The organism is Pseudomonas sp. EA_15y_Pfl1_P101 (assembly GCF_963970835.1).
Classification (GTDB): Bacteria; Pseudomonadota; Gammaproteobacteria; order Pseudomonadales; family Pseudomonadaceae; genus Aquipseudomonas; species Aquipseudomonas tritici.
This window is the reverse complement of record NZ_CAXAPA010000030.1, coordinates 1-24,702: the sequence shown is the minus strand read 5'-3', so window position 1 is coordinate 24,702 and position 24,702 is coordinate 1. Positions and strand designations below refer to the sequence as shown.

Annotated in this window: 22 protein-coding genes and 1 pseudogene; 16 read left to right on the top strand and 7 right to left on the bottom strand. The window is 61.9% G+C overall.

Going from position 1 to position 24,702, the window contains the following annotated elements:
- Positions 1–1,131: 1,131 nt before the first annotated feature.
- From AACY36_RS27870 to AACY36_RS27860, 3 genes are read right to left on the bottom strand one after another with little or no spacing between them, the layout of a single operon-like run.
- Positions 1,132–2,064, bottom strand: coding sequence for a sulfonate ABC transporter substrate-binding protein (locus AACY36_RS27870; protein WP_339497761.1), 933 nt, complete (start codon positions 2,062–2,064; stop codon positions 1,132–1,134).
- Positions 2,061–3,392: an LLM class flavin-dependent oxidoreductase gene (locus AACY36_RS27865; RefSeq protein WP_339438242.1), complete on the bottom strand. Its 1,332-nt coding sequence runs from the start codon at positions 3,390–3,392 to the stop codon at positions 2,061–2,063. The genes AACY36_RS27870 and AACY36_RS27865 overlap by 4 nt, the downstream gene beginning before the upstream one ends.
- Before the next feature lie 2 nt (positions 3,393–3,394).
- Positions 3,395–5,584: a TonB-dependent receptor gene (locus AACY36_RS27860; RefSeq protein ID WP_339497760.1), complete on the bottom strand. Its 2,190-nt coding sequence runs from the start codon at positions 5,582–5,584 to the stop codon at positions 3,395–3,397.
- A gap of 209 nt (positions 5,585–5,793) precedes the next feature.
- On the opposite strand from AACY36_RS27860, the gene AACY36_RS27855 reads away from it, so the two are divergent.
- Both AACY36_RS27855 and AACY36_RS27850 read left to right on the top strand, forming a co-directional pair.
- Positions 5,794–6,834 carry a LacI family DNA-binding transcriptional regulator gene (locus AACY36_RS27855; protein WP_339420973.1) on the top strand — a complete coding sequence of 347 codons (1,041 nt, stop codon included), beginning with the start codon at positions 5,794–5,796 and terminating at the stop codon, positions 6,832–6,834.
- A gap of 62 nt (positions 6,835–6,896) precedes the next feature.
- A complete protein-coding gene (locus tag AACY36_RS27850) occupies positions 6,897–7,511 on the top strand; it encodes a TetR/AcrR family transcriptional regulator (protein ID WP_339420971.1) in 615 nt (204 codons plus the stop codon).
- Positions 7,512–7,652: 141 nt separating this feature from the next.
- Here AACY36_RS27850 and AACY36_RS27845 read toward each other — a convergent pair whose 3' ends face one another.
- Positions 7,653–10,403 (bottom strand): beta-glucosidase, encoded by a 2,751-nt coding sequence (locus AACY36_RS27845; RefSeq protein WP_339420969.1) that lies wholly within the window; start codon positions 10,401–10,403, stop codon positions 7,653–7,655.
- Positions 10,404–10,911: 508 nt separating this feature from the next.
- Between AACY36_RS27845 and AACY36_RS27840 the strand changes: the two genes are divergently transcribed.
- From AACY36_RS27840 to AACY36_RS27775, 14 genes are all read left to right on the top strand, one after another.
- Positions 10,912–11,139, top strand: coding sequence for a hypothetical protein (locus tag AACY36_RS27840; protein WP_339420967.1), 228 nt, complete (start codon positions 10,912–10,914; stop codon positions 11,137–11,139).
- A 153-nt stretch (positions 11,140–11,292) separates the two neighbouring features.
- Positions 11,293–13,029, top strand: coding sequence for a type II secretion system ATPase GspE (gene gspE, locus AACY36_RS27835; RefSeq protein ID WP_339420965.1), 1,737 nt, complete (start codon positions 11,293–11,295; stop codon positions 13,027–13,029).
- The gene (gene gspF / locus AACY36_RS27830) at positions 13,026–14,228 is read left to right on the top strand and encodes a type II secretion system inner membrane protein GspF (protein ID WP_339420963.1); all 1,203 of its coding nucleotides are present in this window, start codon (positions 13,026–13,028) and stop codon (positions 14,226–14,228) included. The genes gspE and gspF overlap by 4 nt, the downstream gene beginning before the upstream one ends.
- A gap of 19 nt (positions 14,229–14,247) precedes the next feature.
- Positions 14,248–14,673 (top strand): type II secretion system major pseudopilin GspG, encoded by a 426-nt coding sequence (gspG, locus tag AACY36_RS27825; protein WP_024076412.1) that lies wholly within the window; start codon positions 14,248–14,250, stop codon positions 14,671–14,673.
- 9 nt (positions 14,674–14,682) lie between these two features.
- Complete coding sequence (locus AACY36_RS27820; protein ID WP_339420959.1) at positions 14,683–15,114, top strand: type II secretion system protein; 432 nt, start codon at positions 14,683–14,685, stop codon at positions 15,112–15,114.
- On the top strand, positions 15,111–15,479 hold the full coding sequence (locus AACY36_RS27815; protein ID WP_339420958.1) for a type II secretion system protein: 369 nt from the start codon (positions 15,111–15,113) through the stop codon (positions 15,477–15,479). Before AACY36_RS27820 ends, AACY36_RS27815 begins: the two co-directional genes overlap by 4 nt.
- Positions 15,476–16,105 carry a prepilin-type N-terminal cleavage/methylation domain-containing protein gene (locus AACY36_RS27810; protein WP_339420957.1) on the top strand — a complete coding sequence of 210 codons (630 nt, stop codon included), beginning with the start codon at positions 15,476–15,478 and terminating at the stop codon, positions 16,103–16,105. Before AACY36_RS27815 ends, AACY36_RS27810 begins: the two co-directional genes overlap by 4 nt.
- Positions 16,102–16,827, top strand: coding sequence for a type II secretion system minor pseudopilin GspK (locus tag AACY36_RS27805; protein WP_339420956.1), 726 nt, complete (start codon positions 16,102–16,104; stop codon positions 16,825–16,827). Before AACY36_RS27810 ends, AACY36_RS27805 begins: the two co-directional genes overlap by 4 nt.
- Positions 16,824–17,867, top strand: coding sequence for a type II secretion system protein GspL (locus AACY36_RS27800; RefSeq protein ID WP_339420955.1), 1,044 nt, complete (start codon positions 16,824–16,826; stop codon positions 17,865–17,867). The genes AACY36_RS27805 and AACY36_RS27800 overlap by 4 nt, the downstream gene beginning before the upstream one ends.
- Positions 17,842–18,453: a type II secretion system protein GspM gene (gspM, locus tag AACY36_RS27795; RefSeq protein WP_339420954.1), complete on the top strand. Its 612-nt coding sequence runs from the start codon at positions 17,842–17,844 to the stop codon at positions 18,451–18,453. The genes AACY36_RS27800 and gspM overlap by 26 nt, the downstream gene beginning before the upstream one ends.
- Positions 18,450–18,974, top strand: a complete 525-nt coding sequence (locus tag AACY36_RS27790) for a hypothetical protein (protein WP_339420953.1) — start codon at positions 18,450–18,452, stop codon at positions 18,972–18,974. The genes gspM and AACY36_RS27790 overlap by 4 nt, the downstream gene beginning before the upstream one ends.
- Positions 18,971–21,193, top strand: coding sequence for a type II secretion system secretin GspD (gene gspD, locus AACY36_RS27785; RefSeq protein ID WP_339497759.1), 2,223 nt, complete (start codon positions 18,971–18,973; stop codon positions 21,191–21,193). Before AACY36_RS27790 ends, gspD begins: the two co-directional genes overlap by 4 nt.
- Before the next feature lie 290 nt (positions 21,194–21,483).
- Complete coding sequence (locus AACY36_RS27780) at positions 21,484–21,876, top strand: DUF4398 domain-containing protein (protein ID WP_339420951.1); 393 nt, start codon at positions 21,484–21,486, stop codon at positions 21,874–21,876.
- Positions 21,877–21,886: 10 nt separating this feature from the next.
- The gene (locus AACY36_RS27775; RefSeq protein WP_339497757.1) at positions 21,887–22,660 is read left to right on the top strand and encodes an OmpA family protein; all 774 of its coding nucleotides are present in this window, start codon (positions 21,887–21,889) and stop codon (positions 22,658–22,660) included.
- 110 nt (positions 22,661–22,770) lie between these two features.
- Here the strand turns inward: AACY36_RS27775 and AACY36_RS27770 are convergent.
- The 3 genes and pseudogenes from AACY36_RS27770 to AACY36_RS27765 all read right to left on the bottom strand — a co-directional run.
- Positions 22,771–22,935: pseudogene (locus tag AACY36_RS27770) on the bottom strand (aldehyde dehydrogenase family protein); the annotation flags it as partial.
- A complete protein-coding gene (locus AACY36_RS28490; protein ID WP_445261125.1) occupies positions 22,896–23,042 on the bottom strand; it encodes an aldehyde dehydrogenase family protein in 147 nt (48 codons plus the stop codon). The gene AACY36_RS28490 and the pseudogene AACY36_RS27770, both read right to left, overlap by 40 nt.
- Positions 23,043–23,195: 153 nt before the next feature.
- Complete coding sequence (locus tag AACY36_RS27765) at positions 23,196–24,389, bottom strand: DUF1835 domain-containing protein (RefSeq protein ID WP_339420947.1); 1,194 nt, start codon at positions 24,387–24,389, stop codon at positions 23,196–23,198.
- Positions 24,390–24,702 lie beyond the last annotated feature (313 nt).

Genomic DNA, 24,702 nt, shown 5'->3' with positions numbered 1-24,702 from the left:
TCGGCAGATGCGCGCCTTGGAACGCAAGGCACGCAAACTTGGATTGCAGCTGGTTAAAGCGGCTTAAATTTTAAGAGCAAAAACAATGAGTTATTTTTTGTTTGATAAGAGCTGGCTTGCCTGCGATAGCGGTGTGTCATTCACCTCCTGCATCAACTGACATGGCCTCATCGCAGGCAAGCCAGCTCCCACATGTTGTCCTCAGGTGCCTTCAGATCTTCACACGACCGTGCTGACATCGATGGTTTTAGGCAGCAGACGATTCTGATAGAACAAATCCGCCATCGCCTGCGTTTTTGCAGGTGAACTCACAACTGCGACGTGATCGGTGTGTTGCATGGTGAAGCCCTTAGACCCCACTCATGAAAATTAGTGATGCACAGAAAAGCGAACGGCAAGAGCCATAAATTATTCATAAAATCCGTGCTCGTATCATCAAAAAAAGTGGTTGTGGGGCGGGTTTTTGAATTTTTTGCGATAGCGCAAGAGTGGCTTATGAACAATTATTATCAATGACTGTTACTTTTAACAGGTTATGGTTTTTTTGCTTTTATGTATCTTGTTTGTGTCATCTGTGAGTAAGTTAAATTGAAGAGGGTTGCGTAAATGGCCAAGAATAATCCAGCGCTTGAGGGGGCATACAAGTTTACTCGTCCAGGCGCGTCTGTGTTCGAGCTATTTATAATAAGATTTGCGGATTACGATACCGGAGCTATTGATGCTGAGATAAAGAGTGGCGGGCTTACTGATTCCGTATCGTCCGCAGGTTACAAACGTAACGCAACCAGCAATACTACCACGCGGACTGATCTGAGCTTCACTCGATGGGGCAATAAATATCATTTATGGACGATGGATCTTGCTTGCAATAGCTTTACCGCTAGTATTCAAGATAGCTCCGGAAATTGGTCTGAGGAGTTTACGTTTACTAAGTTGTAGTGATTCTCCTAATGGTAGGGTTGTGGCCAGAATTCATCGATGCGTAGTCCCAATACTTATCTTTATGTCTATGGTTTTCCGAGTTTATGCTCTACTCGTTCATTTTGAATGTGTGGTTAGGGCGTTATCATCGCGCCGGATTGAAGTGTCCAGAATTATTTGGGCACTTCATGCCCCTCCTCAGTTTGGGTCTTAGTTGGTTTCAGCGTTCCAGACTGCCTTTTTGACATCGATGGCCTTGGGCAACAACCGATTCTGGTAAAACAAATCCGCCGTCGCCTGCTGCGCCTGGATGATCTTCGCGTCTATCGGCAAAATCGGCGAAGGCGGGCGGTTATCCATGTACGGCGCAACCACCTCGGCGGGCAGTCCCATAAAGCCGGTCAGCACGTTCAAGCTGTCTTCACGCTGGCTGCGGGTAAGCGCTTCTGCTGCAGTGAGTTCACCAAGCAGATCGTGCACAAACCCACCATTGTCTTTCGCATACTCACGCCGCGCGGTGTACACCGGCCCCGACAACCCCAATCCTTCACCATTGGCCAGAACATGGCTGGGGCTCTGGCTCAGCGCCAGGGACGAATAGGGCTCCCAGATCGCCCACGCATCCACGCTGCCTCGCTCGAACGCCGCCCGTGCATCAGCCGGTGGCAGGTACACCGGTTGAATGTCCTTGTAGCTCAGCCCGGCTTTGTTCAACGCCCGCAGGATCAGGTTGTGGGAGCTGGAGCCTTTCTGGAACGCGACTTTCTTGCCCTTCAGATCCGCCACCGAATGCAGCGGGCTGTCGTTGCGCACCAGGATAGTCTCGGCGCTGGGCTTGGGCGGTTCGACGCCGATGTAGACCAGGTCCGCGCCTGCCGCTTGGGCGAACAGGGGAGGGATATCACCCGTGGAGCCGACATCCAGCGCGCCGACGTTCAGCGCTTCGAGCATCTGCGGGCCGGCGGGGAATTCGATCCACTTCACCTCGGTCTGCGGGAAACGTTTTTCCAGCAGGCCGTGTTCCTTCGCGAGCACCAGGGCGATAGAGCCCTTCTGGTAGCCGATGCGCAGGGTGGCGGGGTCGGCCGCCAGTGCGGTTTGAGTGACGGCCAGCAAGGCCAATAGCAGCGCCGGAATCTTCATGCGTCGTCCTTTTTAAAGCGATTGTCGGGGCGCGCCAAACCGAGGTTTTCACGCAAAGTGGAGCCGGTGTATTCAGTACGGAACAGCCCGCGTCGTTGCAGCTCCGGCACCACCCACTGAGCAAAATCTTCCAGCCCGCCCGGCAGGTGCGGCACCAAAATGTTGAAGCCATCCGCCGCGCCGTTCTCAAACCAGCGTTGCAGCTCATCGGCAATCTGCGCGGGCGTGCCGATCAGGCTGTAATGCCCGCGTCCACCGGCAATCCGCCGGCCCAGCTGGGCGAGTGTCAGTTGCTCACGGTTGGCCAGGTCACTGAGCAATTGCTGTCGGCTGCGTTGCCCGCTGTCGGTCAATGGCAACTGCGGCAAAGGCCCGTCCAGCGGGTAGCCGGACAGGTCGAAGTTACCCAACATGCGCCCCAGCAAGGCCACGCCCACTTCGGGCTCGACCAAATCCTGGAACGCTTCGAACTTGGCCTGCGCTTCAGCCTCGGTCTGCCCGACCACCACAAATACCCCCGGCATGATTTTCAGCGAATCCGGCGCACGCCCGTATTGCTCAAGTCGCCCCTTGAGATCCGCATAAAACGCCTGGGCATTCTCCAGCGATGTCTGCGCGGTAAACACCACCTCGGCGGTGTGTGCCGCCAGCTCACGCCCGGTTTCGGAAGATCCCGCCTGCACGATCACCGGCTGGCCCTGTGGTGAGCGCGCCACGTTCAGCGGGCCTTTGACGCGAAAGTGCTCCCCCACATGGTCCAGCACATGCAGCTTCGTCGGGTCGTAATAGTTGCCGCTGGCCTTGTCGCGCACAAAGGCGTCGTCTTCCCAGCTGTCCCACAACCCGGTCACCACCTGATGAAACTCCTTGGCACGGCTATAGCGCTCGGCATGGCCGAGGTGTTCATCGCGGCCGAAGTTCTGCGCTTCGGCGGCTGCATCCGACGTCACCAGGTTCCAGCCCGCGCGCCCACCGGACAGGTGATCCAGCGAGGCGAATTTGCGCGCTACATGGTAGGGCTCGTTGTAAGTGGTGGTCGCCGTGGCGATCAGGCCGATGTGGTCCGTCACTGCACTCAGCGCCGAGAGCAAAGTCAGCGGCTCGAAATGATCCGAACGCGCCATCTGGCTGGCGATATCACCCGTGGCCGCCGCAATGCTGTCGGCCACGAACAGTGCGTCAAACTTCGCCGCTTCGGCCACGCGTGCCAGGTGTTTGTACTGGGCGAAATCCAGCCCCGCATTCGCCGGTACGTCCGGGTGGCGCCAGGCGGCGACGTGGTGCCCGGTGGCCATGAGAAAGGCGCCGAGTTTCAGTTGACGGCTCATGCTTAGAAATCCTTGCGCAGTTGCACGCCGAAGTAACGCTCATCGTCACGGGGCACGGCGCGGTAGATATAGTTACCGCCGCTGGCCAGCAGCGGCGAGTAGGACTTGTCGGCGAGGTTCTTGGCCAGCACAGCTACGCGCCAACCATTGGCGTAGTCGGCCAGCGCGACGCTGGCGTTCCAGATGCCGTAGGCGCCTTGCTTGGTGTCGACATTCTGGCTGATGTCGTACTGCACTTCGCTCTGCCAGCTGTAGTCGGTGCCCAGTTCGATATCCAGGCCGTTATCCAGCGGGATGCTGTAGTCGGCGCGCACGTAACTTTTCCAGTCCGGGCTGAAGGGCAGCGGCTTGCCATTCACGTTGCAGGTGGCTGCTGCACCGGCCGGGCAGGCGAATTCGTCGATGCGCGCACGGGTGTAGGCCAGGGCGCCAGACAGCTTGAGTTGTTGGGTGGCCTGCAAGGCGTAATCCAGCTCGACGCCTTCGGTGCTGACGCTGCCGGCGTTGATCAGCCGCGTCACGACTTGGCCTGCTACGGTGTCGAAAAAGTTCGCCTGGTAGTTGTCGTAGTCGCTGTGGAACACCGCCAGGTTGGTGGTCAGGCGATTGTTCCAGGCGGTGGCCTTGATCCCGGCTTCCCAGGTGTTGGAGGTTTCCGGTTTGAGCGCCTCGGTGTCACGCGGTTGCATATTGAAGAACACGTTGTACGCCGGGCCTTTGTAGCCACGTGAGTAAGTGAGGTAGCTGGTGACGTTGTCGCTGATGTCGTACTGCACACCAAGGCGGCCGGACCAGCCGTCTTCGTCCACCGAGCCGGAACTGGAGGTGGCGGGCTGGATCCCGCTGACCGTGGTGGCCGAGGTGGAAACGCGGCGGTGATCGTATTTCAGCTCGTCGTGGGTGTAACGCAGGCCGGCGATGCCGCGAAAGCGCGAGGTGAAGTTCAGCGTGGTCTCGCCGAACACCGCGTAACTGTCGTTGGTGGTGCTGTAGTCGGCGATGCCACGGTCGGTGCGTGTGGTAGTCGTCAGCGTGCGCTGATAGGTTTCTTCGTCCTTGCCATGCATGTAGAACAGGCCGCCAACGTACTCCAGGAATTCTCCCTTGGGCGAGGCCAGGCGCAATTCCTGGGAGTATTGGTTGAAGTCCAGCTCGCCTTTGTCGGCGGTGCCGGGGAAGGCGGCTGTCACCGTGCCGAGACGGTCGCCATCCTGATACTGGGTGTTGTCCCAGCCGCGCCAGGCGGTGATCGAGGTCAGGGTGTAGTTGCCGAGGCTCCAGTCCAGCTGCGCGGACAGGCCCTTGTTGGTGTCTTCCACATGGCTGCGGGTGTCGGTGTTGATGTCGCGGTTGTCGCTGGAGGCGCGCACCGGGCTCAGCGCGTTGGTAAACGCTGGAGTCAGCGACTTGCTCACCACGCCATTCGGCGCGTCGTCGTGAGACTGCATGTAGTCGGCGATCAGGGCCAGCTTCACGTCGTCGTTGGGGGTGAACTCCAACTTGCCGCGAATACCCTTGTGGTTGTAGCCGTTGACCTCCTGGCCGTTGTGCTGGTTGTCGACGTTACCGTCGTAGCTGCCAAACAACGTGCTGATCGAGCCCTTGAGCACATCCGGCACCAGGCTGCCGCCGATACCGAAGCGCGTGCGGCTTTCATTGCCGCTGTAGTAGGACTGGTCGATATAACCATGGGTCTCGGCAGTGGGTGCCTTGCTGGTGATGTTCAGCACGCCGGCCGAGGCGTTCTTGCCGAACAGCGTGCCTTGGGGGCCGCGCAGCACTTCGATGCGTTCCAGGTCGAGCAGGTCAAGGGTCGCCTGGCCGGGGCGGGCGTAGACCACGCCGTCGATCACGGTGGCCACCGTTGGCTCAACGCCCGGTGAGGTAGAAATGGTGCCCACGCCGCGCACGAACAGCGAGGTGTCCTTGTTCGACGCACCGGTGCGGAAGTTCAGCGACGGCACCTGTTGCGCGATGCTTGCCACGCCGTTGCGGTTGTCTCGCTCCAGTTGTTCGCCATACAGCACCGAGACCGCCACCGGGACTTTTTGCAGCGATTCTTCGCGGCGGGTGGCCGTGACCGTCACCGATTTGAGCGTGATTTCTTGCTCATCGGCCGCAAAGGCGCCGCTGACGGGGAGGGCCGTCAACCCTGCCAATACCAGGAAAGTGCCGCGTTGGAGTGTGTGCATGCTGTGTCCGCTCGAAAAGAATGCCCTGAACCGCTGCGGTTCTTGCGACCGTCAGCGCCGGTGAATATGTCGTTGGCATTCGCTCGAGCGAGTAGCAGACAGCGCGCTTTGTTAGCGCTAACATCGGTATTATTGTTGGGTGTTGTTTAGAACGTCAAATACTGAAAAATTAGTCCTATATTCCTTTTGGTTTTTAACAGGATCACCTCGTGAGCTCAGAAAAACCGCGCAAACGCCGTGGCGCCGGGCGCGTCACCCTCAACACGGTGGCACGCCAGGCCGGTGTGTCGGCGATTACCGTGTCGCGTTACTTCAATCAGCCGGAGCAGGTCTCGCCTGAGCGGCGCGAGCGGATTGCCGAGGTGGTGGCCGAGCTGGGGTATGTACCCAACCTGGTGGCCGGCGGGCTGGCGTCCGCACGCGGGCGGATTGTGGCGATGGTGATCCCGAACATCTCTGGGCCGATCTTTGCCAACACTATCCAGGGTTTCAGCGACACCCTCAGTCGGCATGGCTATCAACTGTTGTTGGCGTCGAGTTACTTCAGCGTCGAACAGGAAGAAAGCGCGGTGCGTGCGTTCCTCGGCTGGTCGCCGGCGGCGCTGGTGCTGACCAGTCGCTTCCACAGCGCGGGCACCGAAAAGATGATCGCCGACGCCGATATCCCGGTGGTTGAAACCTGGGACTACGTGCCCGAACGCGCGCCGTTGCAGATCGGTTTTTCCCACTACGAAGTCGGCGTCAGCGCCGCGCGCTACCTGCATGGCAAGGGCTATCGGCGCATTGCGTTCGTGCAGAACAGCGCGGCGGGCGACTTCAGCGCGCAAGAGCGAGGCGAGGGTTTTGCAGCGACCTTGACCGAACTGGGTGTGCAGCCCTGGGCCTTCACCCCGGATGCCGACCGTGCACCTTTCGACGCGGGCAAGCAGGCGATGGAAGCGTTGATGAGCCATGCCACACCGCCCGAGGCGATCTTCTTCGCCAATGACAACCTGGCCGCCGGTGGATTGCTGGCCGGGCAGCGCGCCGGCGTGAAGATCCCGCAAGACTGCGCGGTGCTCGGTTTTGGCGATTACCCGTTTGCCGAAATGCTGTTGCCGAGCCTGAGCACGATCAAACCGCCGGCGTTGGAAATCGGCGTGCTGGCGGCGACGCGCGTGCTGGAAAGCCTGGGCGTGTTATCCCTCAAGGGTGAGGTACAGCGCTTGAACCTGTTGGACTGCCGCTTGATCGAACGGGAAAGCGCCTGAGCTTTATTTGCGGCTCAGGGCTGATTTGGATACGGTGCAAGCCTGCCCACAAGGACGTCCCCATGAAAGAGCCCGCCCCCAAGACCCGTCGCGCCCCAAAAGGTGAAAAGCGCCGTGAAGAGCTGCTGGACGCAGCCTTGCAGGTGTTTTCCCTGGAGGGTTACAGCGGCGCGTCGATGGCCCAGGTGGCAGCGATTGTCGGCATTTCCGTGGCCGGCCTGTTGCACCACTTTCCCAGCAAGATTTCGCTATTGATGGGCGTGTTGCAGCGTCGCGACGAGGTCAATCAACGGATTGCCGACGAAGTGCGAGCCGAAAAATCCCTCAATGGTCTGCTCGGCAGCCTGCGTGCCATCAACCGCTCGAACGCCACCGCGCCGGGGGTGGTGCGGGCGTTTACGATTCTGAATGCCGAGAGTTTGCTGGACACCCACCCGGCGTGGACGTGGTTCCAGGCGCGCTATGCGGCGATTCATCAGCGGATGCAGGGGCAGTTTGACGACCTGGTGGCGGCGGGGGAGGTGCGCAGTGATGTGGACATCGCCGGGCTGGTGGAAGAGATTCTGGCCATGATGGATGGGTTGCAGGTCCAATGGCTGCGCTTTCCCGAGCGGGTGGACCTGGTGGCGCGTTTCGATACCTACATTGCGCGGGTCGAAGCGGCCATCAGAGCCTGAGTCTCATCCGCCTGATGTATGAAGATCCAAATGCGGGAGCTGGCTTGCCTGCGATAGCGGTGAGTCAGGCAGCAAATGTACCGACTGACACTCCGCCATCGCGGGCAAGCCCGCTCCCACAGAAAGCACTCCTCTTATCTGTTAGTTACCGGTGGCACTGCCCTGGGTAGTGTCATCACTCATGTCATAGCCATCACCATCACTGGTGCCGCTGTCACCTTCATTCTGATGCAGCACGCCACCGGTTTTCACCGTCGACTCACGCAGCGTTGAATTGAGCGCCGAGCGCGGCAACGGGTTGCTGGTAGTGGTCGACAGTTCCTGACGGAACGGGTTGACCAGCTTGGCGTTCAGGCGAATATCCTGGGACGACGCCCCCACCGACAGGTTGAAACTGTCCGCATCCACCACCCATTGCTTGCTCGCCACGTCGTAATAGGCCAGCGAGCGGTCGTTGAGCTCGATGGTTACGCGCTTGCTCTCGCCAGGCTTCAAGAACACCTTCTTGTAGCCCTTGAGTTCCTTGAGGGCGCGCTCCACTTTCGGGTTGTTCTGGCCCACGTACAACTCGGCCACTTCGGCGCCCGCCACCTTGCCGGTGTTGGCCAGGTCGAACGACACCTTGATCGGTGCACCGGCCACTGCCACCCCAGGGGTCACGCTGATGTTGCTGTAGCCAAAGGTGGTGTACGACAAGCCGTAACCGAACGGGTAGAGCGGCTTGATGCCTTTCTTCTCGTAGCCGCGATAGCCCAGGAACAGGTCGTCCTTGTAGCTCATCTCGGCCAGGGTTTCCTGGTTGTCGAACTTGGGGAAGGTCGCGTAGATCGGGTTGTCTTCGATATTGCGTTCGATACTGATCGGCAGCTTGGCCGACGGGTTGACCTTGCCCAGCAGGATCTCTGCCAAGGCCTGGCCGCCGTTCTGCCCAGGGTAGAACGCATGCAGCGCGGCCGGCACTTGGTCGATCCAGTCGCTCATCTTCAGGCCGGTACCGCCGTGCAGGGTCACCACGGTGTGCGGGTTGACCTTGGCGATGCTCTGGATCAGCAGGTTCTGGTACTCCGGCAAATCGAAGCTGTGGTCGAAGCCTTCGCCTTCGTATTCATTGCTGTTACCGACCGCCACCAGTACGGCGTCGTACTGCGCCAGGTCTTTCGGCGCGACCAGCGAGGCCCAGCTCATTTGCACGCCGACCAGGCCGCCCATGGTCGAGAGGTAGCCGTTGCGACGCGAGTATTCGAGCTTGATGTCGACAGCTTTGCCGGCTTCCAGGTTGACCTTGGCAAACACCGGAATGGTCGGCGGGATGCTGTTGTTTGGCAGCGGCTTACCGTCGCCGTTGTCGAGGACTTTCTTGCCGTTGACGTAGAGGCGCACCGTACCGTCGGCGCGGATCTTGAACACCTGTTCGCCGCTGACGGCTGGGGTGATCTGGCCGCTGTAGCGAATCGAGGTGGCGGCGGTATCGCCGTTCACCGGCAGGCTGTCGGTGGACCAGTCCAGGTCGACATGCGTGTCAGTGCGGCTGGCGGCCGGGTCACCGGACCAGTTGGCGTTGCTGAAGAACTCGGTTTTCAAGCCTTTGACGCTGTTGCCATTGCTGTCGGCATGGGTCCAGCTTGAGGTCGTCGGGTCCAGAGACAGCCCATCGATAAACTCGACCTTGGCCCCCGGCGCCAGTTGCTGCAGGCCGCTCAGCTCACTGATGTAGTTGGCGGCCATGACGTTGGCGCTGCCAAAACCGGTGGGCGGCGCGTACTTGGCCAGGCTGCCGACTACGGCGATGCGCTTGACCTTTTTCGCGTCCAGCGGCAGCAGGTTGTCCTGGTTCTTCAGCAGCACAATGCCTTCACGGGCGGCGTTCAGCGCGACGCGGTTGCTGGTGGCGCTGTTCATGTTGTGGCGGGTCAGCGGTGCCTTGCTGTCGAACTTGTACAGGTAGATTTGCTTGAGAATGCGGCGCACCTTGTCATCGATGGTCGCGCTGCTCAGCTCACCGCTGTCCAGGTACGGCTTGAGGATGGTGCTGTTCATCTGGTAGCCCATCATGTCCAGGTCGGTGCCGGCCTGTGCCGCCGGCAAACCGCTGACCACCGCGTTGTAGTCACTCTGTACAAAACCTGGGTAGCCCCACTCGGTTTTCAGAATGTCGCGCATCAGGTGCTTGTTCTGGCAGGCGAACTCGCCGTTTACCTGCTGGAACGCACACATCATCATCGCCACCTTGCTGTTTTTCGAGGCGGACTCGAAGGGTGGCAGGGTCATCTCGCGCAGGACGCGTTCGCTGATGATTTCATTGAGGTGGAAGCGGTTGCTTTCCTGGTCGTTGGCGGCGAAATGCTTGGCATTGGCCCACACCCCGCGTGACTGAATACCGTTGATCAACGCCGGCCCCAGGCTGGCGCCGAGGAACGGGTCTTCACCGGACAAATACTCGAACGCGCGGCCGCTGTACGGCATGCGGTACAGGTTCACGCCGGGGCCGGTGACGAACTGATAACCGCCGCTCGCAGTGTCATAGCCCAGGGCACGACCCAGGTCGATGGCGCGACGCGGGTTCCAGCTGGCGGCCAGGTTTGGCCCGGACGGATAGACCACGCCCTGTGCATTGCCTTCGCTGGTGTAGCGCACACCCACGCCGCCATCGGCGCCATGAATCTGCGGGATACCGTACTGGGTCAGCGGCTTGACATCCCAGCCACCGGTGCCGCCGATGTAGGCGAGTTTTTCTTCCAGGGTCATCTTGGCCAGGGTTTTGTCTGCGGCTTTTTCCGCCCGGCTCACACGCCCTTCATCCAGGGCAGGGCTGGTCGCCGCGTGCACCTGGGACACGGCGAGTGCCAGCAGGGCGAATGCCGACTGTGCACCGATCATTTTGCGTTTATTCATGGGGTCTCCGACAACTGTTCAGTAAACATGGCGCGCCGAGAAGTGCGTGTTGCTGTGCACGCTCGTCACTTTTTTCTGGGCAATAGTTGCCCGTGATCGCAATTTTTAACCGATGGCTAATTGCAACTATTTGGCGAATTACGCAGTTTTATAAGTGTAATAATTGTATTAGTTGTTGTTGTAGATAGTGTCTAGGCGATATCACGAGATGGCATTTTGAACCGCGAAAACCGCATAATTAAGGCAATTCTTGCGGTTATAAGTCAAACGAAAGCTAATTTTTGCGTGAAATAAGAAATAATTTCTTACGTTTTGGAACTTGTGTTAAACCTACCAGTCGATTGGTTTAAGGAAATCTGTCGTGGCATGGCTAACGAGTGGCATTGCCCGGTAGTTCTAAAGTGCCATGTCTTATACATGCTGTAATACACACTGCTTTGGTGTAGGGTCTTGATCGAGTTCAAGGCGCCACTTGGGCTATCTGCTGTTTTTGATCTGGAGAAAGTTAATGAAGATTTTCCTGCTGGGTGCCGGTGTCGTACTGAGCGTCGCGCTGAGTGGCGCGGCGATGGCGGTTGAGTCCACGGACGCTGATGCGACATCCGGGGCCACCGATTCCACGGTGCTGACCCAGGCCCACGACGCCAAGGCGGCAAAAAAACAGAAGGCTGAAACCACCAAGGGTGGTCGGCCGCTGAACAGCAGCCAGACGACCGCGCCGAAAACGTCCAACTGATGGGAAAACGCGGACCCTGTGGGAGCGGGCTTGCCCGCGATAGCGGTGTATCAGCCGGCACATTCGGCCCTGATCCACTGCCATCGCGGGCAAGCCCGCTCCCACAAGGGGTTTACACAGCCCTTTAGCACATCGCCCCTCAGATTTTTACCCATGTCCCAGCCCAGTCTTTCAACGCCCATCAATGCCTGCCAGCTGCAGATCCCGAACACCGAACAGGTGTGCGCGTGGTTGATGCAGCAGGCCGGCTTGAAAACCGTCGACCTGGAGCGCGCCCGGCGCCTGTCCCAGGAGGGCGGCGACAGCGAGTTGCTCGGCTTGTTGACGCGCCTGGGACTGGTCTCCGAAGCGGAATTGGCCCGCGCCTGGGCAGACTTGCTCGGCGCACCGCTGCTGCTGGCGGATGCCGCGCCGCCGCTGCTGGACCCATTGCCGCCACTGACCGAGCGTTTCATGCGCCACTACCAGGTGGTGCCCGTGGGCTGGAGCCAGGGCGGCCTGAGGGTTCTGGCGGCGAACCCATCGCTGGTGTACCCGTTCCAGGCTGTGGCCTATGCCTGTGGTGTGCCGGTGTGGTTGGCCGTGGGTCCGCGTAATGAAGTCGAGACGCTGATCGAGCGCTACTACGGCCAGGGCCGCTCAGCCATGGGCACCCTGATCGAAAACCTCGATGAGCAGGGCGGTGCACTGGAAGACATCGAACACCTCAAGGACATGGCCTCCGAGGCGCCGGTGATTCGCCTGGTCAACCTGATCCTGCAGCGCGCGGTGGAACAGCGCGCCTCGGACATTCATATCGAGCCGTTCGAAAACCAGTTGAAGGTGCGCTATCGCATCGACGGCGTGCTGCACGAAGCCGAAGCGCCGCCGTCGAGTTCCTCTGCGGCGGTGATTTCGCGGGTGAAGATCATGGCGCGCCTGGACATTGCCGAGCGGCGCCTGCCGCAGGACGGGCGCATCATGCTGCGTATCCAGGGCAAGGAGCTGGACTTGCGCGTGTCCACGGTGCCCACCAGTTTTGGCGAGTCGGTGGTCATGCGCCTGCTCGACCGGCAGACCGTGCAGTTCGATTTCCAGAGCCTGGGCTTCGATGGCCAGCGCCTGGAAACCTTCCTGGAAGTGCTTGAACGGCCCCACGGCATCCTGCTCGTCACCGGGCCCACCGGCTCGGGCAAGACCACCACGTTGTACACCGCGCTGTCGCGCCTCAACACCGCCGAGCGCAAGATCATCACCGTCGAAGACCCGGTGGAGTACCAACTCGAGGGCATCAACCAGATCCAGGTCAAGCCCGCCATCGGCCTGGACTTTGCCGGCGCGCTGCGCTCCATCGTGCGTCAGGACCCGGACGTGATCATGATTGGTGAAATCCGCGACCTGGAAACCTGCCGCATCGCGATCCAATCGTCCCTCACCGGCCACTTGGTGCTGTCGACCCTGCACACGAATAGCGCGGCGGCGAGTATTACGCGGCTGCTGGATATGGGCGTCGAGAGCTACCTGATCGCGTCGACCGTCAATGGCATCCTGGCCCAGCGTCTGGTGCGGCGCCTGGACCCGGCCACGCGCGAAGCCTTCGAAGCACCCGCAGAGTTGATCGCCGAACATGGCCTGGATCGGTTTACCGAGCAGCGCCCGATCATGCTCTATCGCCCCCGCGCCGATGCAGCGGGTGGTGGCTACCACGGCCGCAGTGCAATCACCGAACTGCTGGTGATGAACGACGAACTGCGCAGCCTGTTGATGCGCCAGGCCGACGCCGCCACCCTCGAACAGGCCGCCCGCCGTGGCGGCCTGCGGACCTTGCACGAAGAGGGCCTGCGCCAGGCCGTGGCGGGTGTCACCTCGCTCGAAGAAGTGCTGCGCGTCACTCGTGGGGAGGGCGCGTGAGCCTGTTCAAATACCGCGCCCTCGACAGCCAGGGCCAGGCGCAAAACGGCACCCTCGAAGCCAAGGACCATGCCGCTGCCGTCGCCGCCTTGCACAAGCGCGGATTGCTGCTGTTGCAGGTCGATGCGGCGGGGGGGCAGGGGCTGCGCAAGGCCTTTGGCCGTGGCCAGTTGAACGGCGCGGCACTGGTCAGTTTCACCCAGCAACTGGCCACGCTGTTGGGCGCCGGCCAACCGTTGGAGCGCTCGTTGGGCATCCTGCTCAAGCAGCCTGGCCAGCCGCAGACCCGTGCGTTGATCGAGCGCATCCGCGAACACGTCAAGGCCGGCCAACCGTTATCCAAGGCGCTGGAGGAGGAGGGCGGCCAGTTCTCGCCGTTGTACCTGAGTATGGTGCGTGCGGGTGAGGCGGGCGGCGCGCTGGAGGACACCCTGCGCCAGCTCAGCGATTACCTGGAGCGTAGCCAGTTGCTCAGGGGCGAGGTGATCAACGCCTTGATCTACCCGGCCTTCCTGGTCGTGGGCGTGCTCGGTTCGCTGGCCCTGTTGCTGGCCTACGTGGTGCCGCAGTTCGTGCCGATCTTCAAGGACCTGAGCGTGCCGATTCCACTGATCACTGAAGTGATTCTGGCGCTTGGCCAATTCCTCGGTGCCTATGGCCTGGCGGTGTTGGCCGGTTTGATCGTGACGATCTGGACACTCGCCGCCCGCCTGCGCGACCCGCAGCGCCGCGAAAAATACGACCGCCGCGTGTTGGGCATTCGCATCATCGGCCCGCTGCTGCAACGGGTCGAAGCCGCGCGACTGGCCCGCACCCTTGGCACCTTGCTCAGCAACGGCGTGGCCCTGCTGCAAGCCTTGGTGATCGCCCGGCAGGTTTGCACCAACCGTGCGCTGCAAGCGCAAGTCGCCCAGGCTGCCGAGTCGGTGAAGGGCGGCGGCACCCTGGCGAGTGCCTTCGGCAGCGAGCCGCTGCTGCCCGATCTGGCCTTGCAAATGATTGAAGTCGGCGAACAGGCCGGCGAACTCGACAGCATGCTGCTCAAGGTCGCCGACGTGTTCGACGTCGAAGCCAAGCGCGGCATCGACCGCCTGCTGGCCGCCCTCGTGCCGTCCCTGACCGTGGTCATGGCGGTGCTGGTGGCGGTGATCATGCTGGCGATCATGCTGCCGCTGATGAGCTTGACCAGCAATATATGAACCCTTGAGGACTGCACCTATGCGCCATACCCGATTCAAGCCCGCCCGCCGCCAGGGCGGTTTTACCTTGCTGGAAATGCTCGCGGTGATCGTGCTGCTGGGCATCGTCGCGACCATCGTGGTGCGCCAGGTCGGCGGCAATGTGGACAAGGGCAAATACGGCGCGGGCAAGGCGCAACTCGCCAGCCTGAGCATGAAGATCGAAAGCTATGGCCTGGACGTCGGCTCGCCGCCCAAGACTCTGCAGCAATTGGTCGACAAACCCGGCAACAGCGCCGGCTGGGCCGGGCCGTACGCCAAGCCGTCAGACCTCAAAGACCCGTTCGGCCATGCCTTCGGCTACCGCTTCCCCGGTGAACATGGCGCCTTTGACCTGATCTTCTATGGCCAGGACGGCCAACCCGGCGGCGAAGGCTACAGCGCCGACCTGGGCAACTGGGAATAACCCGCGACCATGATCAGCCCCCAACGCGGCTTTACTCTGCTGGAAATGCTGGTGGTGATCGTTTTGATCAGCATCGCGGCCGGGTTGGTGGGGTTTGGCCTGCAACAAGGCCTGCGTGCGGCGAAAGAGCGTCAGGCCGTGGGGCAGATGGTCGAGGCGCTGCGCGCCACGCGGGCGCGGGCGATTGTCAGCGGCAGTACCGAAAAAACGCTGTTCGACCTGCGCGCGTTGAGCTTCCAGGCGCCGGGTCGACCGTTGAAACACTGGCCGGCCGACCTGCAAGTGACCCTGCACACCGCCGAGCACGCAGGCTCTGCTGTGGAGTTCTACCCCGATGGCAGCTCCACCGGCGGCAATTTGCTGCTGGCCAATGGCAGCCGGCGTTGGCGCATCGATATCGGCTGGCTGACCGGCAGCGTGCAGTCCAAGGCGCTGCCATGAAGCACCAGGGCGGTTTCACGTTGCTGGAGATGCTCGCCGCGCTGACACTCATGGCGATCTGCAGCAGCGTGCTGCTGGTTGCGTTCGGCCAGAGCGCGCGGTCGCTGTTGCAGGTTGCGCACAGCGACCGACTCACCCACGCCGCCATCAGCGTGCTGGACCAGGAAGCCGCTGGGCCGTTGGTCAGTGGTGTGCGCTACGGCGATCTGGACGGCGTCGCCTGGCAATTGCGTATTGCCCGGCAGCCCACCCGTATCGGCCAGCCACAGCTGTTTCGGCTCGACCTCAGCGTCAGTGAAGGCCCGCGCCACGCCAGTTTCAGTACCTTGAAACTGCGCGCAGCCCGCGACAAGGCCGGCCTGTGAAGCCGCGTCAGCAGGGCTTCACCTTGCTCGAGATCATGATCGTGCTGAGCTTGCTGGGCGTCTTGCTGGTGCTCGTCGGCGGCGCGTTGCTGGGGGCCAATCGTGCGGTGCTCAAGGCGCAGCGCTACACGGTCAGCCTGGATGAAATGCGCGCCGCGCAGCAGTTTTTGCGTACCTCCATCAGCGAGGCGTTGCCCTTGGACGTGACCGAGGACGACAGTCAGACCGATGGGTTTTTCGCCGGTGGCCCGCAGCGCATGCAGTTTGTCGCCACCTTGCCCGGCGTGCTTGGTGGCGGGATCCAGCGCTTCACCTTGCAGTTGGCCGGCGCCGAGGCGCAGCGCGATTTACAGGTGGCGTTCGCGCAGTTTGAATCTGCGGCGCACGTCAGCGTGCCGGCCTCGCGCAGTGAGCCGCAGGTGTTATTGAAGGGGGTCGAGGACCTGCAATTCAGCTACCGCGGCCTGTCGCCCAAGGGCCAGGCCACCGGCTGGATCAGCGAGTGGCCGTGGACCAAGCGCTTGCCTTATGCGGTGCGCATCGAGGCCCGTGTGAATGGACCGGTGCCCTGGGTGACCCAGGTGGTTGCGTTGCGCTTGAACCTGTCGGGCGGGGCGCCGGAATGATCAGGCATCAGCGTGGCGTGGCCCTGTTGCTGGTGCTGTGGGTGCTGGCGTTGCTCAGCCTGTTGCTGGGCGGCCTGGCCGGCTGGGTGCAACTGGAAACGCGCCAGGCCGCCTGGCACCGCCAGCACACGCAGGCCGTGTTGGCCGCCGAGGCAGGCGTGGCGCTTGCGATGCAAGGGCTGGCCGACCCGATGCAACGTAAGCAGTGGGTGGCCGACGGGCGAGAAATCCCGCTGGCGTTTGACGATGCACAGCTGCACGTGAGCCTGCACAGCGAGCGCGGCAAGTTGTACTTGAACAGCGCCGAGGTCGCCGACTTCGCCCGCCTGGCCCTGGCCTGCGGCGCCACCCAAGCCCAGGCCAGCCAGCTCGCCAGGGACTTGGAAGTGCGGCGCAACCAGGGTCTGGCGCCGTTTCGGGTAGTCGAAGAACTGCGGCAACTGCCGGGCATGACCCAGGCCCTGTACAGCGCACTGGTGCCCGAGATCAGCCTGTGGAGCGGCCTGGATCGGCCCGATCCGGCGTTCGCCAGTGCCTTGATGCGCCGCGCGCTGAACCTGCCGCGCCAGAGCGCGATAGGGGCCGACCCCGGCGAAGTGCTGGTGGTCAGCAGCCGTGCGCAACGGCCCGGCGGTTACCACGCCCGGTTGCAAGCCACGGTGTTATTGAGCCCCGCGCAAGGCAGCGCACAACCTTATCGAGTCCTACGTTGGCAAGAATGAACGAACCCTTAACCGCACGGCTTCAATGGCTGACGGAGCCCATCACCCAACGCTGGCGCGGCAGCCTGCTGCAACTGGGCTGGCGCCTGTGGCTCAAGGAACTGCGTGGCTGCCTGCCGGCGTGGCTGTCGCTGCAAGACATTCCCGAGCACCGCTATCGCTGGCCGTTGACCGCACCCGTGGCAAAACCCGCTGGCGCAGCACGCCAGGTGTTGCTGCTGGCGCCCGATGCGGTGCTGGTGCAAACCCTGCAATTGCCCCCGGCGGCGGCGCGCAACCTGGCCACGGTGGTCGGCTATGAGCTAGACCGCTTTACTCCGTTTGACGCCGCCCAACTGTACTTTGTCGTGCGTCAGGAACGCCGCACCCCCACGCACGTGCACGTCACGCTGGTGGCGATCCTGCGTGAGCGCCTGGACCCGATTCTCAATGAGTGTGCGGCCCTCGGATTGCACCCCCATGCGGTGGATGTGGACACTGGCGCAGGCACACCCATGGGCATCGACTTGCTGCCGGCACCCTTGCGACCGCGCCAGCGCCCACAAGGCAAAGGCTTGCAGCGCTGCCTGCCGTGGCTGTGCGGAGCCTTACTGATTGCCGCGATGCTGCTGTGGCTCAACGATCGCCAGCGCGTGCTCGAGGCCATGCAGCACAGCGTGCGCGAGCAGAAAGCCCAGGTTGCCGAGGTCCACGCCCTGCGCCAGCAACTGCTCACTACTCGTGGCGCGGCGCAGTACCTGATCCGCCGCAAGGCAGCCCAACCACCGTTGTCGGCGCTGCTCAACGAGCTGACCGCTTGCTTGCCATCCGACACCTGGATCGACCAGTTGGAGGTCAATGATGGCGCCGACGTGTCCTTCTCCGGGCAAAGCGCCAAGGCCAGTGCCTTGATCACGCGGATCAAGGGCTGCCACAGCCTGGAAAACGCCCAGTTCGAAGGGGTGATTCAACCCGATGCGCAAACCGGCAAGGATCAGTTTTCCTTGCGCGCCCACCTGCACCAGGAGGCCGCCGATGCGCCGACCACTGACACCCCGTGAACGCCGTGGCGCCGCCCTGATCGGCCTGGCCCTGGTGCTTGGCGTGGGTTATTGGCTGTTGATCGACAGCTGGTTCGCCGGCCCCTTGCGCGACATGGGCGAGGAGGCCGAGCAGCTACGTGAGCAACAACAACGCTACGCCGGTGTGTTGCGCCAGGGCGATGGCCTGCGCCAACAGCTTGAGCTCGCACGGCAGGACCCGGCCAGCAGCACCAGCCTGTTGCCCGGCGATGACCCCAGCGCAGTCGCGGCCGACCTGATGCAACGCATCGCCGACCTGATCAACAGCCGCGCCGGCCTCGGTGGCGGCTGCAGCCTGACCCAGCGCATGCCCATCACCCCGGAGCAGGATGACGCCGAGCCGTATCGCCAGGTCAAAGTCAGCCTGACCCTCAACTGCGCCATCGAACCCTTGACCGCGATCCTGCATGAACTGGAGTACCAGCGGCCGTTCCTGTTTGTCGATGAGATGAGTATCCGCCGCCCGCCCAACGCACCCGCCAGTGGCGGTGCCGGCCAGCTGATTGTACATTTGCTGGTTCGCGGCTACCTGCAGCCGCCCGCCGCACAGCAGGTGCGCCGATGATCCCTGCATTGCGTCCTCTGGAATGGCTATTGCTCTGCGTGGCTTCGCTGCTGGGCCTGTTGATGGTTGGCATCCTCAGCAGCATTGGCGATGCGCCGCAGTGGTTGCCGACGCCTGATCCCGATGCGCGCGCCAACACCTCGGCCAACGCGCTGGTGGCCCCGAGTGCGACCCTGGAAAGCCTCGCCGGCACCTGGCAAGCCCCCTTGTTCAGCCCCGACCGCAGCCCTGATCGTGCGGTCGGCCAGGCCGCCGTCTCCAGCCTGGCGAGCCTGACGCTGACCGGCATCGTCCTGAAGGGCAACCTGCGCGTTGCACTGCTCAAACGCAGCGACGGCCCGCCGCTGAAAGTCCACCAGGACCAGACCCTGCCCAACGGCTGGCGCCTGGAACAACTGACAGCCCGCGAAGCGCGCTTTGTGCTTGACGGCCGCACGCAGACCCTGAGCCTGCGCGCGCCGCGTTTGCCCGCGCCGTCCACGACACCCCCGATTACCCTTCCTCACGAGTCCGCCCCTTGATCGATTCCTTCCCCGGCGCTTTGCGCACCACCGTGTTTTGCCTGGCTACCGCCGTTTCCATAGGTGGCTGCGGGACATTTCCTGATCATCTCGACCCGGACGAAGCCCTGTTGCACGAGGCGATGCAAGGCACCGGTTCGCAACGCCCGCCAGTGGACCCGGCCAGCGAACAGCCCCCGGTCGACAGCGGCCAACCCCAGGCGAAGACACCCCCTCAACGCCAGTTGATTCGTGGTAGTCAGCAGTTCGTGCGCGCGCCGGCAGCAGCACCGGCGATCAAGGAGGAGGGCAGTGGTGACATTGTGTTCAACTTCGCCGACCAGCCGATCGAGGCGGTGATCAACAGCGTGATGGGCGACCTGCTGCACGAAAACTACAGCATCGCCCAGGGTGTGAAAGGCAACGTCAGCTTTTCCACCTCCAAACCGGTGAACAAGCAGCAGGCCTTGTCGATTCTGGAAACCCTGTTGTCGTGGACCGACAACGCGATGATCAAGCAAGGCAACCGCTATGTGATCCTGCCCGCCAACCAGGCGGTGGCGGGCAAGCTGGTGCCAGAGATGGGTGTGTCTCAACCCTCCAGCGGCCTGTCGGCGCGGCTGTTTCCGCTTCGCTACATCTCGGCCACCGAGATGCAGAAACTGCTCAAGCCGTTCGCCCGCGAGAATGCATTCTTGCTGGTCGACCCGGCTCGCAATGTGCTGAGCCTGGCCGGTACTCCAGAGGAATTGGCCAATTACCAGGACACCATCGACACCTTTGATGTGGACTGGCTCAAGGGCATGTCGGTGGGCGTGTTCGGCCTGCAACGTGCTTCGGTGGCCGAGTTGATGCCCGAGTTGCAAAAGATGTTCGGCCCCGACAGCGGCATGCCTCTGGCGGGCATGGTGCGGTTCCTGCCGATCGAGCGCACCAACTCGGTGGTCGCGATCTCGTCACAGCCGCAGTACCTCAGTGAAGTGGGCGACTGGATTCACACCATCGATGAAGGCGGCGGCAACGAGCCGCAGATGTACGTCTACGATGTGCGCAATATGAAGGCCACCGACCTCGCCAAGTACCTGCGGCAGATCTACGGCACGGGCGCGATCAAGGATGACACCCCCGCCAAAGTTGCCCCCGGTTTACGCACGGCGACCCTGTCTTCGCCGGGCACTAACAGCACGTCCGGCAGCACGCCTGGCGGCCTGAGTAACAACCTGAATAACAGCCAGCCCGCCGCGGATGAAGAGGATCAGGGCCCGCAAGCCGAGCAGGACAACGCCGAGCAGGGCATGAGCGAAGACGCTCCGGCCAAAAGCCTCGACGCCGGCACCCGCATCACCGCGCAGAAAAGCAGTAACCAACTGCTGGTACGCACGCGCCCGGTGCAGTGGAAAGAGATCGAATCGGCGATCAAACGCCTCGACAACCCGCCGCTGCAAGTACAGATCGAGACGCGCATCCTCGAAGTCAAACTCACCGGCGAACTGGACCTTGGCGTGCAGTGGTACCTGGGCCGCCTGGCCGGCAATTCCACCAGCACCACCGTGGGCAACACCGCCGGCAGCCAGGGCGCCCTTGGCGGTGGCGGCGCGGGCCTGGGGGCAGCGGACTCGTTGTTCTACTCCTTCGTCAGCTCCAACCTGCAAGTCGCCTTGCACGCCCTCGAAACCAACGGCCGCACCCAAGTGCTGTCGGCGCCGTCGCTGGTGGTCATGAACAACCAGCCGGCGCAGATTCAGGTGGGCGACAACATTCCCATCAGCCAGACCACGGTCAACACCGGCACCTCCGACACCACCTTGAGCAGCGTTGAATATGTGCAGACCGGGGTGATCCTCGACGTCGTGCCGCGGATCAATCCGGGTGGCCTGGTGTACATGGATATCCAGCAGCAGGTCAGTGATGCCCAGGATCAGGCGTCGTCGAGTAATGACACGCAGACTAATCCGCGTATTTCCACGCGGTCGGTGTCGACTCAGGTGGCCGTGCAGAGTGGGCAGACGGTGCTGCTGGGGGGGTTGATCAAGCAGGACAATGCGGAGTCGGTGAGCGCGGTGCCGTATCTGGGGAAGATTCCGGGGTTGCGGTGGTTGTTTGGGAATACCAGTAAGTCCAAGGACCGTACCGAGCTGATCGTGTTGATCACGCCGAGGGTGATCACCAGCAGCAGCCAGGCGCGGCAGGTCACGGATGATTATCGGCAGCAGATGCAGTTGCTTCGGCCAGCTCAATAAGTCACGCCTAACACGCTAAAAATACGGGCGCGGGATTACCCGCGCGCCGAATTTTCATTTGCGTATGGCCTTATTGTTTCAATCACAGAGCAACTGATTGATCGACGGGGCAAAATATGCACCTGGCTCCCGTTATTTTTCTGAGAAAAATCCTACAGATAGATGGGATTTTTCATTCTTCCAGTCCGTATTTTTCCTCCTAGGATGGCGCGCTCGTTTGATCGCAAGCGAGACGGCAAGGGCCGCTCCATCGGTCCTGCAGCCATAAGAACATGCTTAGGAGTCAACACATGAAGATGACCAGTGTGAGCAAACGCCTGCGCCGCTCGGCCTGGGCCGTGATCGTCGCCGGTGCATTGGCAGGCTGTGCTACGCCGCAGCCGCCTGCGGCAAAAATCTCCCTGGCGCGTGATTCGGTTGGGCGCGCCCTGGCAGCGCAAGCGACCCAGTTCGCCCCGCTGGAGATGAAAACTGCCCAGGACAAACTGGCACGCATGGAGCAAGCCATCGGCGAAAAAAATTACATTCAGGTCGACGCCTTGGCCGATCAGATCGAAGCCGATGCCGGCCTGGCCGAAGCCAAGGCCACTGCGGTGCGTAAACAACAAGTCTTGAAGCAGGCGCGGGAGGGCATCCAGGTGCTCAAACAGGAAATGCTCAACGCCCCCGCGACTACCCACTGAGGATCTTGCCATGCGTGCCACTCTCGTCATTCCTGTTCTTTCGGCCCTGGGCCTGGCCTTGGCCGGCTGCGCTACCCCACCGGAAAACCCGCAACTGCTGCAAGCGCGCAGCCAGTTCTCCAGCCTGCAGCAAAAGCCTGAGTCCAGCACCCTGGCGGCGGTTGAAACGCGCATCGCCTCCAACGCACTGGACCGCGCCAACCAACTGTCCCTGCACAGCCGTACTGACCCGCAGATCGATCAGCTCGCGTACCTCGCGACGCAGAAAATCGCCCTCGCCGAGCAGACCATCGTCGGTCGCAAAACCGATGCTCAACTCGACAACATCGCCGTCGACCGTACCCAGGTGCAGCTCGACGTTCGCACTGCGCAGCTCAAGGCCTTGCGGGCGATGAAAGCGCAGCCTACCGAACGTGGCAAGGTCGTCACCTTTGGCGATGTGCTGTTCGATACCGGCAAGGCTGAATTGAAACCGGGCAGCCAACGGGACTTCCAGGCGCTGGCGAACTTCCTGTTGCAGAACCCGGAGCGCCAAGTACGCGTTGAAGGTTTCACCGACAGCACCGGTGGCGATGCTTACAACCAGAGCTTGTCCGAGCGCCGTGCCCAAGCGGTTGCCCGTGGCCTGCAACGCCTCGGCGTCGGGGCTGAACGTATTGCAGTGATGGGCTACGGCAAGCAGTTCCCGGTCGCCGATAACCTCAGTGCGCCGTCACGCCAGTTGAATCGCCGTGTGGAAGTGATTGTGTCCAACGATGCGTCGGCGGTCAGCGCACGTCGCTAAGCAGGCGGGTTGTTCGATGTGGCTGTTGTCGCGCCCCGGCGCGGCATGCCATTGAGCCGGGAGCGGCACTGCCGCTCCCGGACTTGACGCTCGCCAGTCGGTAACGTGTATCAGCCGAAGCCAACGATGGCTTTGGTTTCCAGGTATTCCTCAAAACCATAGATACCGTACTCGCGCCCATTTCCCGAGCGCTTGTAACCTCCGAAGGGCGCCTTGGGGTTCCAGGCCGGGTAGTTCAGGTGCACTTGCCCGGCGCGAATGCGCGAGGCGACGGCAGATTCGGCGACTTGCCGCCCAATTCCTGTGTGACACGTTTCACTGTAGGTGCGGCGGCCTGTGCAACCAGTGCTCCGGCGCGGTTTGAAGCGGTGATTGAAATCATGTCGATGTGGAGCGGCCCACGTTGCGGACCGTTGACAAGGACGGGGCGACGCCCCGTGCGAGCAAGCTGTCGATCGCTACGCGAATCACCTACCAGGGCGACCCGGTGGTGGTTACCTGTGCGATCGGCTTATCGCCTAAGCGGTAACGGACGTCAGCCACGCCAGCTCGGCATGGCGCCGTCTATCGCCCAATGGGGGCGGCCAGGTCTCAAGCACACACCGCCGACCCAGCGCGCATGGCTGGCGTGGTCGAGCCAATAACTGTCGCCGCTCAGCACCTGATGCCCCAATGGCGTCAGCGTTAATTCGCGTCGAGGCCAGTCCCGGTCCGGTTCTGTCTCGGTCAATAACGGATGCTTGCCATCAATCAACGGCCGCATCAGCGCATGGAACATCATGTCCCCCAGGAACGGCAGCGGCTCGCGCTTGGCCATCAACTCGGCAAACACCCGACCAAACGGCACCGGCCCGGCTTCGGCAATGTAGGTCAGGGACAGGCGTTCGGTGAGCGATAAACCATCCCGGATGCCCGGCAGCTCCTGCAACTGGCGTAACAGTGCGGGCGCCAGCAACGGTAAGGCGGCATGTGTGCCGTGGGCCAGTTCCGCCAAGGTTTCGGGTGACGGTTCGCAATACGCCGACCAGGCCTGTTTGGCCAATTGCACCGCGTCATCGTCGATCAAACGCCGTTGCGGCCAAAGCCAGGCCAGCACATCGGGTGCCAATTGGCCGATGCCGATAAAACGTTCGACACCTGGGATCCGGTCGACTTCGATCAGCTCCAGCTTGCGCGGCGCCTGCTCAAGACCTGCGAGTGCGCGGATCAGGAACAGTTGGTCGTAGGCATCCGCCTCGCACCACAGCACGCTGTGATCGGTGCTGGTCAAGGCTTGCAGCTGGTCGTATTCATCGGCGACACGGCGCGCTACCTCCGTTTCGTCGAGGGCGAAGGCCTGGCTGATAAACGTGCTGCGCAGGGCGCGGAATGCTTCGCTGGGCACGTCGCGGACCGGCCCCATGCACAGTGGGTCAGTGAGCATTTGGAAGTGTCCCTTGAACCCCGCTATCTGTAGGCTATGCGCGATGTCATTGCCGCAGCGCCAGTGCGTGGTGCGGGCTTCATCGCTGGCAGCGAAGTCGGGGTGGCGAGCGGCGAAGTCGATCGCATCGACGTGGGCCTTGAGCTTGGGCCAACTGCTGAAACCCAACTGCTTGGCGATCTGCCATTGAGCCTGGGACAAGGTGGCGGCGGGATCCTGGATTCTCAGGCGCGGCAGCAGTTCCTTGGCACGCTTGCGCTGCTGCCCAAGGTTGAGGCAGCCATCGGTGTTGACGTGGTGGGACATACGAGCTCCTTGCACAAACCTTTTCCGCTTTAAGGTTGGGAGTCGTAGACAAAAGAGGGTGTTGCAGGGTCTTGGGCGCAGCCCTTTCCGCGGAAGGTGGCGTAGAGAGCGCCAGGCGGGAAATATAGGCAGTGTAAGGCGCGATTGCAAATTCCCGAGGGCACGCTGATCAAACTGTGGAAGCGAGCAGGCCCGCTCTTATCAAACAAAAAATAACTCATTGTTTTTGCTCTTAAAATTTAAGCCGCTTTAACCAGCTGCAATCCAAGTTTGCGTGCCTTGCGTTCCAAGGCGCGCATCTGCCGATCACGGC

Excerpts from the sequence above, each read along its gene's own strand:
- AACY36_RS27870 (WP_339497761.1), bottom strand. The coding sequence starts at position 2,064 with ATGAAGATTCCGGCGCTGCTATTGGCCTTGCTGGCCGTCACTCAAACC.
- AACY36_RS27865 (WP_339438242.1), bottom strand. The coding sequence starts at position 3,392 with ATGAGCCGTCAACTGAAACTCGGCGCCTTTCTCATGGCCACCGGGCAC.
- AACY36_RS27860 (WP_339497760.1), bottom strand. The coding sequence starts at position 5,584 with ATGCACACACTCCAACGCGGCACTTTCCTGGTATTGGCAGGGTTGACG.
- AACY36_RS27850 (WP_339420971.1), top strand. The coding sequence starts at position 6,897 with ATGAAAGAGCCCGCCCCCAAGACCCGTCGCGCCCCAAAAGGTGAAAAG.
- AACY36_RS27845 (WP_339420969.1), bottom strand. The coding sequence starts at position 10,403 with ATGAATAAACGCAAAATGATCGGTGCACAGTCGGCATTCGCCCTGCTG.
- AACY36_RS27840 (WP_339420967.1), top strand. The coding sequence starts at position 10,912 with ATGAAGATTTTCCTGCTGGGTGCCGGTGTCGTACTGAGCGTCGCGCTG.
- gspE (WP_339420965.1), top strand. The coding sequence starts at position 11,293 with ATGTCCCAGCCCAGTCTTTCAACGCCCATCAATGCCTGCCAGCTGCAG.
- gspG (WP_024076412.1), top strand. The coding sequence starts at position 14,248 with ATGCGCCATACCCGATTCAAGCCCGCCCGCCGCCAGGGCGGTTTTACC.
- AACY36_RS27820 (WP_339420959.1), top strand. The coding sequence starts at position 14,683 with ATGATCAGCCCCCAACGCGGCTTTACTCTGCTGGAAATGCTGGTGGTG.
- AACY36_RS27815 (WP_339420958.1), top strand. The coding sequence starts at position 15,111 with ATGAAGCACCAGGGCGGTTTCACGTTGCTGGAGATGCTCGCCGCGCTG.
- AACY36_RS27805 (WP_339420956.1), top strand. The coding sequence starts at position 16,102 with ATGATCAGGCATCAGCGTGGCGTGGCCCTGTTGCTGGTGCTGTGGGTG.
- AACY36_RS27800 (WP_339420955.1), top strand. The coding sequence starts at position 16,824 with ATGAACGAACCCTTAACCGCACGGCTTCAATGGCTGACGGAGCCCATC.
- gspM (WP_339420954.1), top strand. The coding sequence starts at position 17,842 with ATGCGCCGACCACTGACACCCCGTGAACGCCGTGGCGCCGCCCTGATC.
- AACY36_RS27790 (WP_339420953.1), top strand. The coding sequence starts at position 18,450 with ATGATCCCTGCATTGCGTCCTCTGGAATGGCTATTGCTCTGCGTGGCT.
- AACY36_RS27780 (WP_339420951.1), top strand. The coding sequence starts at position 21,484 with ATGAAGATGACCAGTGTGAGCAAACGCCTGCGCCGCTCGGCCTGGGCC.
- AACY36_RS27775 (WP_339497757.1), top strand. The coding sequence starts at position 21,887 with ATGCGTGCCACTCTCGTCATTCCTGTTCTTTCGGCCCTGGGCCTGGCC.
- AACY36_RS28490 (WP_445261125.1), bottom strand. The coding sequence starts at position 23,042 with ATGATTTCAATCACCGCTTCAAACCGCGCCGGAGCACTGGTTGCACAG.
- AACY36_RS27765 (WP_339420947.1), bottom strand. The coding sequence starts at position 24,389 with ATGTCCCACCACGTCAACACCGATGGCTGCCTCAACCTTGGGCAGCAG.